The organism is Pseudomonas sp. c313 (assembly GCF_055407145.1).
The window spans coordinates 179,766-194,249 of sequence record NZ_JBUZRD010000002.1 but is presented as its reverse complement, the minus strand read 5'-3'; the positions used below and the strand labels follow the sequence as shown (position 1 = coordinate 194,249).

Below are 14,484 nucleotides of genomic sequence, written 5' to 3'. Positions count from 1 at the left end.
CTATTCTTATTAGGCAAACTCGACAAACCAGTTCAGGAGAAAACCGTGATAGACCTCATCGACCAACAACTGATCGCCGCCTTGATGGTGGACTCTCGGCGCTCACTCAAGGCTCTGGCCGGGATCACTGGGCTGTCCTCCCCCAGCGTCGGCGAACGGCTACGACGGCTGGAAGAACGCGGCGTACTCAAAGGCTACACAGTGGACATCGACCCCAAACACTTCGGCTATCTGCTACAGGCCATCGTGCGCATTCGCCCCCTGCCCGGACGCTTGCAAGAAGTGGAACGGCAAATCCAGGCAATCCCGGAGTTCACCGAGTGCGACAAGGTGACCGGTGAGGACTGCTTTATCGCCCGGCTGCATGTACGCACCATGGATCAACTGGACACACTCCTTGACCGGCTCAATGTCTATGCCGAGACAAACACAGCCATCGTCAAGAAAACCCCGGTGAAACGGCGGTTGCCGCCGTTGGGTGAGTAACGTCAGCAGGCAGACAGGGAAGAAGGTGTTTAGTCATTTTGCAGGTAGCCCTTTTTCTCCACCTTCAGACTCCGTTAAGAAACGCCCCTGATACTCCTCCCGAACCCATCTGGGAGGCACCCTGTCAATGCCCGCTCTCCACTGGAACATCCCCTTGCCGCTGCCGTTCGGCCCCGCCGATGGCACACCAATGAGCCTGGATCGTGCCCTGCTGGACGATCCTCTGCGGCCGCTCTTCGAGACGTTTATCCAGCAGCGCTTTCGGCAGGCTCACGGCGCTGATATCCGCCACTTCATGCCAGAACTGTTCGGCATGCGTAATACCAGCGGGGAACTCTGCGCGGTGGCCGGCGTACGCCTGGCCAGCGCCGAGCCGCTGTTTCTGGAGCGCTACCTGGACCACCCGATCGACCCGCTGATCAGTGCCGCTGCCGAGCAAGCAGTGAGTCGCAACTCCATCGTCGAAGTAGGCAACCTCGCGGCCAGCGATACGGGCAGTGCCCGCCTGAGCATCATCGCCATCACCTACCTGCTGGCCATGGGTGGCCTGGAGTGGGTGGCGTTCACCGGCAATATCGGCCTGGTGAACAGCTTTCATCGCCTCGGTTTGAAACCGGTAACGCTGTGTGCCGCCGACCCGCAGCGCCTGGGTGACGAACGACACAGTTGGGGCAGTTACTACGAAAGCCAGCCCTGGGTACACGTCGGCAATATCCGCGCCGGTTTTGTCCACTTACGCAACATGGGCCTGTTCTCACGCCTGGGGTTGCCAACGTCCGTCGAGGAAGCCAGTCATGTCGCCTGAAACACTACGTTTCAAAGAGGTATTACGCGGCCATGCCGAGCGCAAGCCCCCTGCCACCGCGTTGTGGGGCGACCAACTGAAACTCGATTACACCACCTTGTATGCCGAGGTGGTCTATCGACAACAACGTCTGCGGGACGAACAGGTGCAAGTGGTGGCATTGGCCCTGGACAATGGCGTCGACGCAATGCTCTGGGACTTGGCCGTGCTGTTTGAAGGCCTGACCTGCCTGACACTGCCGCCGTTCTTCAGCCCTGCCCAACGCGCCCATTGCCTGGAACAAAGCCAGGCCGAGCGTGTGATCGCCGAGCCGTACCTGGAAGCCGAACTGCAGGCTGCAGGCTACGAGAAATCCGGTGAGTTCTGGTGTCGCACCTTCATCGGGCCCAACCAGATGCCGGAGGGCACCGCCAAGCTGACCTTCACCTCAGGCACCACCGGAACGCCCAAAGGCGTGTGCCTGAATGCCGACAGCCTCCTGCGGGTTGCCCGCGAGCTGGATCAGGCCAGTCGTCCCACTGATCCGCGCCACCACCTGGCGCTGCTGCCTTTGGCGATCCTGCTGGAAAACCTGGGGTGTTACGCCGCGCTATATGCCGGCGCAACCCTGAGCGTACCAAGCCAGAAGACCCTGGGCATCCAAGGCGCCAGCGGCGTCAATGTTCCACAGTTGCTTGGCTGCCTCGCGGCTCGCCAGCCGCAAAGCCTCATTCTGGTACCGCAACTGCTGTTGATGCTGGTCAGCGCCGCCGAGCAGAAAGCCTTTAACCCCCGAACACTGCGTTTCGCAGCCGTTGGCGGCGCACGGGTATCCGATACGTTGTTACAGCGTGCCCAACGGATCGGGATGCCGGTTTATGAAGGTTACGGGCTGTCGGAGTGTGCCTCGGTGGTGTGCTTGAATCGGCCCGACGCCCAACGCCCAGGAAGTGTTGGCCAGCCGTTGCCGCATGTGGAGATTCGCTTGGCCGAAGACGGCGAGGTGCTGATCAAGGGCTCGATGCTGCTCGGCTATCTGGGGCAAGCCGGCGACACCGCTCAATGGTGGCCCAGCGGAGACCTTGGCGAGTTCGATGCCGAGGGTTTCCTCTACCTCAAGGGGCGCAAAAAACATCAATTCGTCACCAGCTTTGGTCGCAACGTCAACCCGGAATGGGTCGAGACAGAGCTGACCCAGGGCGGCGACATTGCCCAGGCCTTTGTCTATGGCGAAGCCATGCCGAGCAACCACGCGCTGCTCTGGCCTCACCGCCCCGACTGCACCGACGAAGCATTGGCAACTGCCGTTGCGCAGGCCAACGCCACCCTGCCCGATTACGCCCAGGTTCATCACTGGACGCGACTGAATCAACCCTTTACCGCCGCCAATGGCTTGCTCACTGCCAATGGTCGGCCGCGCCGCGACGCTATCGTCAGCTGCTATGGCTCACAGTTGGGGCAACCCCTGTTTACCGAGGAAACACCTTCATGAATTTTTTCGACACCTTGCAAGAAGCCACTCAACAGGAACGTCAGGCGCTGTTCACTCTGCCGATTATTCGCGATGCCCTGGAAGGCAAGGTCAGCCTGGAAAGCTATCGGGCCTTTCTCGCCCAAGCCTATTACCACGTACGTCACACCGTGCCGTTAATGATGGCGTGCGGCGCGCGTTTGCCGGCGCGCCTGGAATGGCTGCGCAAAGCGGTATGCGAGTACATCGAGGAGGAATACGGTCACGAACAATGGGTGCTCAACGACATCGCTGCCTGCGGTGGCGACAAGGAGGCGGTACGCAACGGGCACCCATCCCTGCCGATTGAGCTGATGATCAGCTTCCTCTATGACCTGATTGCCCGGGACAACCCGGTAGGCCTGTTCGGCATGGTCAACGTACTGGAAGGTACCAGCATTGCCCTGGCCACCCATGCCGCCGGCAGCATTCGTGAACGCCTGGCGCTGCCGGAAACTGCATTCAGCTACCTCAGCTCCCACGGTTCGCTGGACATCGGCCACATGGAAACCTACCGCCAGTTGATGAACGCCCTGGATGACCCGGCCGACCAGGCTGCGGTGATCCATGCCTCAAAGGTCGTGTACGGCCTGTACACCGACATGTTCCGTGGCTTGCCGCGTGACGGGGAGCACCTGCATGCGCCTGTCTGAAGCCCGTGTGGTATTGACCGGCGCCAGCGGCGGCATTGGCCTGGCCATCGCCACCGCCCTGTGCGCCAGTGGTGCGCGGGTGCTGGCAGTGGCCAGGAACCGCGAACCCTTGGCCGCCTTGATTGAGCGTTACCCGCAACACCTGTACTGGGTGGGCGCCGACCTGACCTTTCTGGCCGACCGACGTAAAGTGTTGTCGGCCGCCGTGGCCATTGGCGGGGTCAACCTGCTGATCAATGCCGCCGGGGTGAATCACTTCGCCATGCTCGAACAGCTGGATGACAGTGAAATCAATTCCATGCTGGCCTTGAACATCAGTGCACCAATCTGCCTGACCAAAACCCTGCTGCCCCTGCTCAAGCAAGCCGAAAGCGCGATGGTGGTGAATGTCGGGTCAACCTACGGCTCCATCGGCTATCCGGGATACGCCAGCTACTGCGCCACCAAGTTTGCCCTCAGGGGGTTTTCCGAAGCCTTGCGCCGGGAGCTGGCGGATACCCGGGTCAGCGTGCTGTACGTCGCCCCACGCGCTACCCGCACCTCGATGAACAGCCAGGCGGCACAAGCCTTGAACGATGCACTCAACGCCAATGTTGATGACCCGCATACCGTCGCATCGGCAGTCATTGGGGCGATTGCCGCCGACCGTCGCGATCTCTACCTGGGCTGGCCGGAGCGTTTTTTCATGCGCCTCAACAGCCTGCTGCCCAATCTGGTGGACCGAGGGCTGCGCAAGCAACTGCCGCTGATTCGGCGCCTGAGTCACAAATCCGACAATGAGGACCTCAACCCATGAACAAAATCATCATCACCCTGCTGCTGGCGGCCCTGAGCCAGGGAGCCTGGGCACTGGACCTCGCTGACGGGCAACGCCTCGACGCCCTTCAAAAGCGCTGGGCGCACATCCAATACAACCTACCCGTCGAGCAACGCACCGACGCCTTCGCGCAACTCGCCACCCAGGCCTCGGCGTTCACCCAAGAGCGGCCCTTGGCGGCCGAAGCCTGGATCTGGTCGGGCATCATCACCAGCAGCTGGGCGGGTGCCCAGGGCGGTCTCGGCGCCCTGAGTAAAGTCAAAGCGGCAAAAATGGATCTGGAAAAAGCCCTGGCGCTGAACCCCAACGCCTTGCAAGGCTCGGCCTACACCAGCCTTGGCGCGCTGTACGACCGTGTACCGGGCTGGCCCATCGGCTTCGGTGACGCCGACAAGGCCGAACAATTGCTTAAACAAGCCTTGCAACTCAACCCGGCCGGCATGGATAGTCTGTACTTCTGGGGTGATCACCTCTACCGCCAAAAGCGCTACGGTGACGCCAGGAGCGTCTTGCAAAAAGCCTTGCAAGCCACCCCCCGCCCAGGCCGTGAAACCGCCGACGCCGGGCGCCGCCAAGAAATCGAAGCCTTACTGGCAGACGTCAACAAGCAACTCAACTGACTGGAGTCCGTGTGCGCCTATTACTGATCGAGGATGACGTGGCCCTCGGCGAAGGTATCTATCAGGCCCTGGACCGTGAGGGATACACCGTCGACTGGTTGCAGGATGGCAGCAGCGCCTTGCATGCGCTGCTCAGCGAAACCTTCGATCTGGTGGTGCTTGATCTAGGCCTGCCGCGTATGGGCGGCCTGGAGGTGTTGCGCCGTTTGCGTGACAGCGGCTCCAACCTGCCGGTGCTGATCCTCACCGCGCGCGATGCCACCGAAGACCGTATTGCTGGGCTGGACGCTGGTGGCGACGACTACCTGATCAAACCCTTCGACCTGGCCGAGCTCAAGGCGCGCCTGCGTGCCTTGCTGCGACGCAGCGCCGGCCGCGCCCGGTCGCTGATCGAGCATGCCGGCATTTGCCTTGACCCCGGTACTCAACAAGTCACCTATCACGGCGATTCGGTGCCACTGACACCCAAGGAATACCAGCTGCTTCACGAACTGCTCTCGCCGCCTGGCCGGGTCATGACCCGCGATCACCTGATGCAACTGCTCTATGGCTGGAACGAAGAGGCCGAAAGCAACACGCTGGAAGTACACATCCATCACCTGCGCAAGAAATTTTCCACCGACCTTATCCGCACCATCCGCGGTGTTGGCTACCTGGTGGAGGAACGCCGATGACGTCGATCCGGCGTCGCACGCTGACGCTAATCATCGGCCTGATGCTCACGGGGCTGTTGGTAATCAGCGTATTGAACCTTCACGATAGCAATCATGAAATCGCCGAGGTCTATGATGCGCAACTGGCCCAGAACGCCCGCCTGCTCCAGGGGGTAATGAGTATGCCCCTGGCGAGCAAGGACCAGGCGGATCTGTATCGCGCCTTCAACAAGGCCCTGAAGGAAGCGGTGCCCAAGGTCGATGGGCATCCCTATGAAAGCAAGATTGCTTTTCAGGTCTGGAACCATCAAGACCAGGTAGTGGTGTTCACCTCCAGCGCCCCCACCTTTGCCACGTCACCCGCCCTACCGGGATTCAGTGATGTGACGGACCTCAAAGGCCGCCAATGGCGCGGCTTCGTGCTGCTGGATAAAGACAACGGCCTGCGGATCTGGGTCGGGGAACGTGACGATGTGCGCTCCGACCTGGTAGACCGGATCGTACGCCATACCCTTTGGCCCAATGTTCTGGGCAGCCTGATACTTGCAGCGATGGTCTGGCTGGCCATCGGCTGGGGTCTCAAACCGTTGGCCGATATGGCCGCGACCCTGCGCGCCCGCAACTCCGGCTCCCTGGAACCGATGCAATTGACGCCTCTGCCCACCGAACTGGAACCGATGCAGGCCGCGCTGAACCGTATGCTCGCGCAGATCCAGGAAGTACTCGGCCGTGAACGGCGTTTTATTGCCGACGCCGCCCACGAAATGCGCACCCCCCTGGCCGTGCTGCGAGTGCATGCGCAAAATTTGCTGGAAGCCGGCACGCAGGCCCAGCGTCGTGAATCCCTGGAGTTTTTGATCGCCGGAGTAGACCGTACCACGCGGCTGGTCAACCAATTACTGACCATGGCTCGCCTGGAACCCACCTCAGTGCTGCCGGCGGCTCACGACATAGACCTGGCTGCAACGGTTCGCGAAAGCCTGGTTCAACTGACGCCCTGGCTGCTGAGCAAAGGGCTTGAGCTGGCGTTCGAGGTAGACGATATCCCCTACCGCGCCAATGTCGACGCCGCGTCCATCGATATCGCCCTGAATAATCTGGTGACCAATGCGGCGAACTTCTCCCCGGAGCACGGGGTGATCACCGTAAAACTGGAGAAAAAACCCGACTGCTTCGAGCTGTCAGTGACGGACCAGGGGCCAGGTATCAGCGAGACTGAGCGTGACCGGCTGTTCGAGCGTTTCTACAGCCGCGGCAATGCCCACGGCGCCGGCCTGGGGCTCACCATCGTACAGACCATTGCGCGCCGCTTCGGCGGCCAGGTACGCCTGGAAAACCAAGCAGCGGGAGGACTGTGCGCAACGCTGCAGATCAATCGTTGATGAACACCGATTGAGAGTCGCAGTTCGCAGCATCGCATCCGCGGAGGGCGAAGAATCTCTCGCTTCGCGCAGATATCCTTCAGCTCAACAAGGTGCCCGCCCACATTGCACCTGTCAGCAGGATTTGCCCGGGAATGACATAAGCGGCGAAACGGCGTCCGCCACTGATCCAGGCCACCAGACATTTGCTCAGGGAGTTGCAACTGATGGTGATCAACACAGGGACGACAACCGCGCCCAAGGGCAACTGGCCGGACTTGGCCAGGGCGGCAATGGACGCGGTCGAGGCGTGAGCGTCGACGAACCCACTGAAGGTCGCTGTCAGCATTACACCGAATTGACCGAAATGGCTGAGCATCACTGCTGACAAAAAGGTAATGCCGGTCATGGTCAGCACCATGATCAGGGCCAGTTTGAGGCTGAAGGCACTGCCGACCTCAATGCTCTCACTGGCGCGCGCATTCGGCCTTGGAAGCATCAGACAGGCGCCATATACCAAGGTGGTGACAAAACCGGCCAGAAGCAGCCATCCCATCCGAGACAACAGTTCAGGCTCTACCGTGCCCAGGATCAGGCTAACCTGGGCGATCGTGGCCAGATTGGACAGGATGGCCGCAGCACTGAGCGTTTGAATGTTCGTCGGTTCCCTGGCAACGAGATGTCCCATGGCCGCGATGGTCACGGTACTGGAGGCAAACCCGGAAGCGATGGCGCCGATCGCATAGCCATACCGTGAACCCAGGGTACGCACCGCAATATGGCCCACCGCGCCCACCGCCATCAGCAACACCGTCAAGGTGCAAATGGTGCGCAGGTTGATGGCGCCGTAGGGTCCGATGAATCGATCTGGCGCCAAGGGTAAGATCACCAGGGCGGCTATTAGCAGCAACAGACCATCGCGCATTTGCGTGTCAGTCAATTGGCTACGGGCGAAGTCATGCAGTTTTTGGCGGTAGGTCAGCAATCCCGCCATAACCACCCCAATGGCAATCGCCAGTTCGGGCGCGTTGCCACAAAGAGCCCCCAGCACCAGCACCGTGAGCAATGCCACTTCACTGGTAAGGCCGGGGTCCTTGTCCAGGCTCTTCCAATAGGCGATTGCCATCAGCAGCGCCAGACACACGGCCATCAGCCCCAGCAGGCTCGCGCCGCCGACTTGCAGGGAAACGTAGCCCAGCAATGCGGTGATCGCAAACGTACGCAAGCCTGCAAAAGCACGGCTGTCGCCACGCCCCTTGCGCCGCTCGCGCTCAAGCCCGACCAGCATGCCGATCCCAAGGGCCGCCGCCGCATTGGTGATACCGAAAGTGTCTGTCATTAAAACCTGCCAAGGCGAAAATACCCGCCCCTAAGCGATTGTGGCGGCCAGCATTCTTTTCACACCGCATGGTACAGCGCCTGTTGGCCCGCAGAGGGAAGCGTCGATGATGGTAATGAACTTCGTCAGCCTCGCTGTGCAGAGCAATGAGCTACGGTGTAATTGCCACTTTCATCACACCGTCACGCTGATGGGCAAACAGCTCATAAGCGGCCTCAATGTCATCGAGCTTGAATCGATGAGTCACAAGGGGCGCCAGATCCACGCTGCCACTAGCAACCACCGCCATCAGTCGGCGCATCCGCTCCTTGCCGCCGGGACACAGGGTCGAGACGATGCTGTAATCCCCAAGCCCGGCGGCAAAGGAATCATAGGGAATGCGCAAATCACTGGAGTAAACCCCCAGGCTGGACAACCGTCCACCGGGACGCAACACCCGCAACGCCGACTCAAAGGTGCCCTGGGTACCCAGTGCTTCAATAGCAACGTCCACACCGCGACCGTCTGTGATGGCCATGATCCGCTCCACCACATCACCGTCCTTGAAACTGACCACATGGGAGGCCCCCAGTCGGCGGGCAACGCTCATGCGCTCGCTCACCGCATCGACCCCGATGATCACGGACGCGCCTTTCAACCGGGCTCCGGCCACCGCACACAACCCTATTGGCCCCAGGGCAAATACCGCCACGGTGTCGCCAATACTGACCTCGCCCCGCTCCGCCCCGGAGAACCCGGTAGACATAATATCCGGGCACATCAGCACCTGTTCGTCACTCAAGCCATCGGGGATCGGGCACAGGTTGGCCAGTGCATCCGGCACCAGCACGTACTCGGCCTGGCAGCCATCAATTGTGTTGCCGAACTTCCAGCCGCCGCTGGCGCGAAAGCCATGGCGTGTATCGGGGCCGTCCTGGGAGCCGCAGCCGCACAGGCAGGCGTAGCTCTGCCCGCTGGGGGTAATGGCCCCGGCAATCACTCGCTGGCCTTCGACAAAACCACGCACTTGGGAGCCCAGACGCTCAATGATGCCCACAGGCTCATGACCCACCGTCAGGCCCTTGGCCACCGGGTATTCACCCCGCAGAATATGCACGTCGGTACCGCAGATCGTGGTGGTGGTAATGCGCACCAGTGCGTCCATCGGGCCGATCTCTGGAATTCGTTTGTCATCCAGCACAATTCGGTTCTTTTCAACGAAGATTGCTGCTTTCATGTTTGCCATGGTGAGCACTCCAATTCGCGTATTTGAATCCGATACCGGGCCCAGAGTGCGCGCCGAGGGCCTGGGACAGGTTGATCATGGTCAACAATGGGAGGATTGAGTAGCGCCGTCGATGACCGAGCGTCGGACGGGGTTTCTGCCCGCGAGCGGGACTTGATACAGATCAAATCGACGCCTCCGGCCGGCGCGATGATCTGTCCAAGGCTTTTAGTCTGACGACGGACCGCTGCCACGGCGGACTCGCCACTAATAAATGCGTATCCACGGGAGATGACTCATGACCGCTCAACCACGTTTCATGCTGCTGGTTTCGCCCCTGATGGAGCACAGCCCAGCCTTCGACCGCGCCGCCGCATTGGCCAAGGCCGCAGGTGCCGCGTTGCACATCGTGGCCTTCGATTACCTGGAAGGCCTGGCGACTGCCGGTCTGGTCAACGAACAGGCACTGGAGCAAATGCGCCTGGGTTACGTCGAGCGCCATCACCAGTGGCTGGAGGAGCAGGCCAGGCCCTTGCGCAAGATCGGGCTGACCGTCACCACTGAGGTGGCCTGGGTCGAACACCCGCTCAAGGAAATACTGATTCACCTCAAGGAGCAGCCTATGGATCTGCTGATCAAGGCGCTGGAACACGAATCGCTGCTCTCGCGGTTGATGTTCACCCCGCTGGATGTGCACTTGCTGCACGAATGCCCAGTGCCCTTGCATTTTGTCAGCCAGGTGCGCCATGCCTTGCCGCGTAAGGTGATCGCTGCGGTAGATCCGTTTCACCGCGATGATCAATACCTGGGGTTGAACGATCACATCCTCCATGAAGCGGTAAAGCTGGCGAGCGCCTGTGACGCGGAGGTCGAAGTACTCTATGCCCATGATTTGTCGTCCTTGGGAGCACAGGAGTATGGGTTCGACAGTGGGTCGGGGTTCTTCTCCAGCGCCACGGCCAAGACTCTGTTCGATGCTCAGGCAGATGCCTTCAATGCCCTGGCAGAGCGCAACGGCATCGCGCCCGAGCAACGTCACATGATCCTGGGCAACCCGGCCAAAGTCCTGGCCAGCTATGCCGATGCCTATAACGTCGATGTGATTGTCATGGGCCGTGTCAGCCACCGCGGCATATCCCGTCTGCTGGGCAGCACTGCTGAGGCGCTGTTGTACAAGATGCCTTGCAGCGTATGGGTGGTGTCACCCGAGGCAATCGACTGACCTGCCAGGCCGACGACAAAAGCCCGGGCACCATGACGCTGCCCGGGCGAGGTGCTGCTTGATGTAGTCACTCTCTCATTGGGGGCTTGATCGCCAATACACTGCAGGGCGCACGGTGCAGCAGGTGTTCGGCGGTCGAGCCCAGTAACTTGTCTAGCCCGCCATGTTGAACGGTGCCCATGACAATGACATCCGTCCCCGACTCACTGGCAAACCCACAAATGGTTTCCAGAGGGATGCCTTCAATGAAGTGTCGACAGTCCGGCGCAACGCCATGGCGCTCGGCCAGGGCCGAAAAAGCCTCGCGCTGGGCCTGGCCCAATAGCTCCCCCATACCGGTCGCCAGGGGCAGCGCGCCAAGGCCCGTGTCCAATGCGTAGATCGCCGTCCAGTCAAAGACGTGCAGCAGTTGTACCTGAGCATCGCATTGCCCGGCCAGCTTCACTGCGGCCCTGACGATTTGATCGTTGAGCCGCAGGTCCTCTATTTCACTGCGCAGCACATCGACAATCGCGAGGATTTTCTGGGGCTGCGGATGACGTGAGTCAGTGACCAGATGCACCGGTGCCGGGCAATCACGTAGCAGCCGCCAATCCAGTGGGGTGAAAAACAGCCGCTTGAGGTAGGGCTCTTCCTCGGCATTCTTGATAATCAAGGCCACGTCCATCTCGCAAACGTAGCGCAGTATTTCGACATAGGGCTCTTTTACCCAAGCCACCTCACTGGTTACCACGATGCCCCACTTGGCCAGGTGGCGAGCCTGCTCACCCAGCCATTGCCGATGTTTGTGCAAATACCCCTCACGGGCTTGGTCCACCTCATCGGGGGCAAACAGGCCCGCCACCGCAAGCGCTGCCACATAATCGAACGCGACGATGTGCAACGGCAGTTGCAGGGCGGCAGCCAACGCGCCAGCACGCTCGAAGGCTGGGCCACGCGTCATGGCTGATGGCGCTATCAGCAACACTCGTTGATTAAGGGACATGGCAAACCTCCACAATCAGCCAGGGCGGGGCTGTGTCCGGCTTTTACAAGAAAGCAATTTTGTGGCTTTGATGGTGAGCGCTCAAAGGAGCGCGCACTTGATTTGCATCAAACAGTTGAGGTTTATTTCAAGTTAAACGCACGCGCAATGAGCCATTTACCGATGCATGAATTGGCCGCTTCCCAGGGGTTTCACTGCGTCGCCCTAGGGGTCCAACACCCCGCCACTCCAGTTCTCTGAAACCCTGCTGCCGGTAAACTTGGCCACCACCGAGCCCTGGGCCACCAACCGCTCCCGGTGCCGGGTCACCATGCGCCCGGTTTGTGCGGCTCGCAGCACCACCTCGGAATCGGGCTGCCCCGGTCGCCCGATAATCCTGGCAAAGCGCTGGCCTTCCTCGACCTCATCGCCCAGGCCTTTTTCAAATACCAATACGCCGGGACACGGCGCAAGGATCGTTTCCATGCAGCCCATATCTACCGCCTGACCCTGCCAATCGCCGATTACCGCAGGCTCGTCGATCACGCCGCTTGCACAGAGCCAGGCCCAAATCCCGTCGCCATCCTGTTGAGCCAGTTGATCACTAACGTCCGCCTGCCCTCGCAGCTCGATGGTCGCTGCCAGTCGTGGGCCTGCATGGGCAATGATGGTTTCTTCAAATGAACCATCGCCGCCGTCATCCCAGAGAATGGCCAGATCCACTTTCAGCGCAGCCGCCAATGCCTGGCCTTGAGACCAGAAACTGCGGTGGATGTAGAGGTACGGCACGGCTTCATCATCGGTGTGCAGGTCTAGCACCAACTCAGCCTCGGTGGCCAGTTGCACCAGGCTTTTTTGCCATTGGGCCAGGTTGCTGACGGGTCGATCCTGGGCCAGGGAGTGATCGAACCCACGGTTGAAATTCTGCCCGGTGGCCTCATGAAACCGCCCCAGTTGCCGCCCCTGGCGAAACTGGCCGATGCCGAACGGATTGGCCTGGGGCACCACGGTAACGCTGCCCTTGAGCCGGCCCTGATCCGCACACGCCTGCAACCTGGGCAGCAATTGATGCAGCACGAGCATCCCGGCGATTTCATCGGCATGCACGCCGGCTTGCAGGTGCACCCTGGGGCCGCTGCCGTCGCCTTCAATGCGCCAGGCGCCGATGTGCAGCGTGTTTCCTGAGTCGCCGGGTATGCGCCATGAAAGGTCTGTTGTCATCTCTGGGTTTCCTCGCCAACGGGTTGCACATCGGTCTCTGCCGGGTACAGGGGCTGCGTCACGGAGCATTCGGCGCCAACTACATCCTGTGACACCGGAGGCCGGGCGCTGAGCATGGCCAGCGTGCCGCTGACGGCGATCAGTGCGGCGCCGATGATCAGCGACACGTCCATCAAGGTGCCCCAGATCAGGCTGGACAACAGGAACGCCCAGATCAGCCCGGTGTACTCGAACGGCGCCAACAGCGTCGCCGTGGCCCGGCGAAAGCTGGCAAACAGCAGGAACTGGCCGATGCCGCCCACCAGGCCCGCCACCAACATGCCCAGCCACGCTGGCGTAGGTGAGGGCGTATGGGTCCAGGGCAAAGTCACCGCCATGCACATCACAAACACCACGTTGGTGATCAGCATCTGCTCCAGCACCGAGGTACTGTCGTCTACCTGCCGCAACTGGATATAGGTAAAGGCCCAACACAACGCCGCCGCCAAGGTCAGGGCAATCGGCACCGGATCGACCATGCTGCTGGGCCGACAGGCGATTACCACGCCGACAAATCCGATGATCAGTGCGATCCACTGGCCGCGACTCGCGCGCTCCTTGAGGATCAACGCCGCCAGCAACGTAACCATGATTGGCGCGGAAAAATACAGGGTGGTCATTTCTGCCAGGGTCAGGTCCTTGGCGGCGGTGTAGTACAGCAACCAGGCCAACAACGACAGCAACCCACGAATGATCAGCAGCTTGCGGCTGACCGAGTGCCAGGCCCGGCGCAGCAGGCCCAGACGTCCGGCGATCACGCACGCGGCGACCACCACCAGGCTGCGCCAGAACAGAATGGTAAACACCGAATAATCGGCCACCAGCCATTTGATCACCGCGTCCTGCAAGGCCAGAAAAGCGTAAGCCAACGAGCACAGGACAATGCCTTGCAGAGAACGATTGTTTTTCATCCGACGGACCTGCGCAACGGCGTGCCACGCCGCTCAGCAATGGCATACACCCCTTCGATCAAAAAGGTCAGGCACAGGTAGACACCGGCCACCAACAGCAGCGGCTGGTAGATCTGCAAGGTCTGCGCACGCACCACGTTGGCCGCACCCAGCAGGTCGACCACGGCAATGGTCGAGGCCAGGGCGGTGGACTTGAGCAACATCACCGTCTCCCCCGCCAGGGTCGGCAACAGCAGGCGCATGGCCCGGGGCAAACGCACCCGTAGCAGCGCCTGGCGTGGGGTCATGCCAAACGCCGAGGCCGCTTCCATTTCACCCTTGGGCACCGCCAGCAGACCGCCACGAATCACTTCGCCGACATAGGCACCCACCGACAGCACCAGGGCAAAGACGATGTACCAGTAACCGTCGCGCAGGAACGGCCACAGAAAACTGCCGCGCACCATCGGAAACTGGGCGAACAGGCTGCCCAGGCCGTAGTAGAAAATGTAGATCTGGATCAGTAGCGGCGTACCCCGCAGCACACTGGTGTAGGCCATGGCGCAACGGGCCAGCCACTTGCGCCGCGACAACCGCGCCAACGCCACCAGCACCGCCAGGGTAAAGCCCAGCACGGCCGAGATCGCCAGCAGCGACAGGGTCGTTTGCAAGCCTTTGCCAATCAGTCCTGCGTAATAAAATATCCACTCAGGCATAAGCT

At 60.9% G+C, this 14,484-nt stretch carries 15 protein-coding genes; 9 read left to right on the top strand and 6 right to left on the bottom strand.

Features of this window, described 5'->3' with window-relative positions:
• Window positions 1–45 precede the first annotated feature (45 nt).
• From ACZRKZ_RS05745 to ACZRKZ_RS05710, 8 genes are all read left to right on the top strand, one after another.
• The gene (locus tag ACZRKZ_RS05745; protein WP_463980990.1) at window positions 46–486 is read left to right on the top strand and encodes an Lrp/AsnC family transcriptional regulator; all 441 of its coding nucleotides are present in this window, start codon (window positions 46–48) and stop codon (window positions 484–486) included.
• 127 nt (window positions 487–613) lie between these two features.
• Window positions 614–1,291, top strand: a complete 678-nt coding sequence (locus ACZRKZ_RS05740; RefSeq protein WP_463970060.1) for a thermostable hemolysin — start codon at window positions 614–616, stop codon at window positions 1,289–1,291.
• A complete protein-coding gene (locus ACZRKZ_RS05735; RefSeq protein WP_463980989.1) occupies window positions 1,281–2,762 on the top strand; it encodes an AMP-binding protein in 1,482 nt (493 codons plus the stop codon). The genes ACZRKZ_RS05740 and ACZRKZ_RS05735 overlap by 11 nt, the downstream gene beginning before the upstream one ends.
• A complete protein-coding gene (locus tag ACZRKZ_RS05730) occupies window positions 2,759–3,433 on the top strand; it encodes a TenA family transcriptional regulator (protein ID WP_463970058.1) in 675 nt (224 codons plus the stop codon). Before ACZRKZ_RS05735 ends, ACZRKZ_RS05730 begins: the two co-directional genes overlap by 4 nt.
• Window positions 3,420–4,229 carry an SDR family oxidoreductase gene (locus ACZRKZ_RS05725; RefSeq protein WP_463970057.1) on the top strand — a complete coding sequence of 270 codons (810 nt, stop codon included), beginning with the start codon at window positions 3,420–3,422 and terminating at the stop codon, window positions 4,227–4,229. Before ACZRKZ_RS05730 ends, ACZRKZ_RS05725 begins: the two co-directional genes overlap by 14 nt.
• A complete protein-coding gene (locus ACZRKZ_RS05720) occupies window positions 4,226–4,870 on the top strand; it encodes a tetratricopeptide repeat protein (protein WP_463980988.1) in 645 nt (214 codons plus the stop codon). Before ACZRKZ_RS05725 ends, ACZRKZ_RS05720 begins: the two co-directional genes overlap by 4 nt.
• An 11-nt stretch (window positions 4,871–4,881) precedes the next feature.
• Entirely contained in the window at window positions 4,882–5,544 is a 663-nt protein-coding gene (locus tag ACZRKZ_RS05715) for a response regulator (RefSeq protein ID WP_463970055.1), read from the top strand.
• Window positions 5,541–6,905: an ATP-binding protein gene (locus tag ACZRKZ_RS05710; protein ID WP_463980987.1), complete on the top strand. Its 1,365-nt coding sequence runs from the start codon at window positions 5,541–5,543 to the stop codon at window positions 6,903–6,905. Before ACZRKZ_RS05715 ends, ACZRKZ_RS05710 begins: the two co-directional genes overlap by 4 nt.
• A 79-nt stretch (window positions 6,906–6,984) precedes the next feature.
• On the opposite strand, the gene ACZRKZ_RS05705 is transcribed toward ACZRKZ_RS05710, so the two are convergent.
• Complete coding sequence (locus ACZRKZ_RS05705; protein WP_463980986.1) at window positions 6,985–8,223, bottom strand: MgtC/SapB family protein; 1,239 nt, start codon at window positions 8,221–8,223, stop codon at window positions 6,985–6,987.
• A gap of 151 nt (window positions 8,224–8,374) precedes the next feature.
• The gene (locus ACZRKZ_RS05700) at window positions 8,375–9,448 is read right to left on the bottom strand and encodes an NAD(P)-dependent alcohol dehydrogenase (protein WP_463980985.1); all 1,074 of its coding nucleotides are present in this window, start codon (window positions 9,446–9,448) and stop codon (window positions 8,375–8,377) included.
• 277 nt (window positions 9,449–9,725) lie between these two features.
• Between ACZRKZ_RS05700 and ACZRKZ_RS05695 the strand changes: the two genes are divergently transcribed.
• Window positions 9,726–10,649 carry a universal stress protein gene (locus ACZRKZ_RS05695; RefSeq protein ID WP_463970051.1) on the top strand — a complete coding sequence of 308 codons (924 nt, stop codon included), beginning with the start codon at window positions 9,726–9,728 and terminating at the stop codon, window positions 10,647–10,649.
• A gap of 67 nt (window positions 10,650–10,716) precedes the next feature.
• Here ACZRKZ_RS05695 and ACZRKZ_RS05690 read toward each other — a convergent pair whose 3' ends face one another.
• The 4 genes from ACZRKZ_RS05690 to ACZRKZ_RS05675 all read right to left on the bottom strand — a co-directional run bounded on the left by ACZRKZ_RS05690 (window position 10,717) and on the right by ACZRKZ_RS05675 (window position 14,479).
• On the bottom strand, window positions 10,717–11,634 hold the full coding sequence (locus tag ACZRKZ_RS05690) for a universal stress protein (RefSeq protein ID WP_463980984.1): 918 nt from the start codon (window positions 11,632–11,634) through the stop codon (window positions 10,717–10,719).
• A gap of 204 nt (window positions 11,635–11,838) precedes the next feature.
• Entirely contained in the window at window positions 11,839–12,834 is a 996-nt protein-coding gene (locus ACZRKZ_RS05685) for a M14 family metallopeptidase (protein WP_463980983.1), read from the bottom strand.
• Entirely contained in the window at window positions 12,831–13,784 is a 954-nt protein-coding gene (locus ACZRKZ_RS05680) for a DMT family transporter (protein ID WP_463980982.1), read from the bottom strand. Before ACZRKZ_RS05680 ends, ACZRKZ_RS05685 begins: the two co-directional genes overlap by 4 nt.
• Window positions 13,781–14,479 carry an ABC transporter permease gene (locus ACZRKZ_RS05675; protein WP_149414188.1) on the bottom strand — a complete coding sequence of 233 codons (699 nt, stop codon included), beginning with the start codon at window positions 14,477–14,479 and terminating at the stop codon, window positions 13,781–13,783. Before ACZRKZ_RS05675 ends, ACZRKZ_RS05680 begins: the two co-directional genes overlap by 4 nt.
• Window positions 14,480–14,484: the final 5 nt, after the last annotated feature.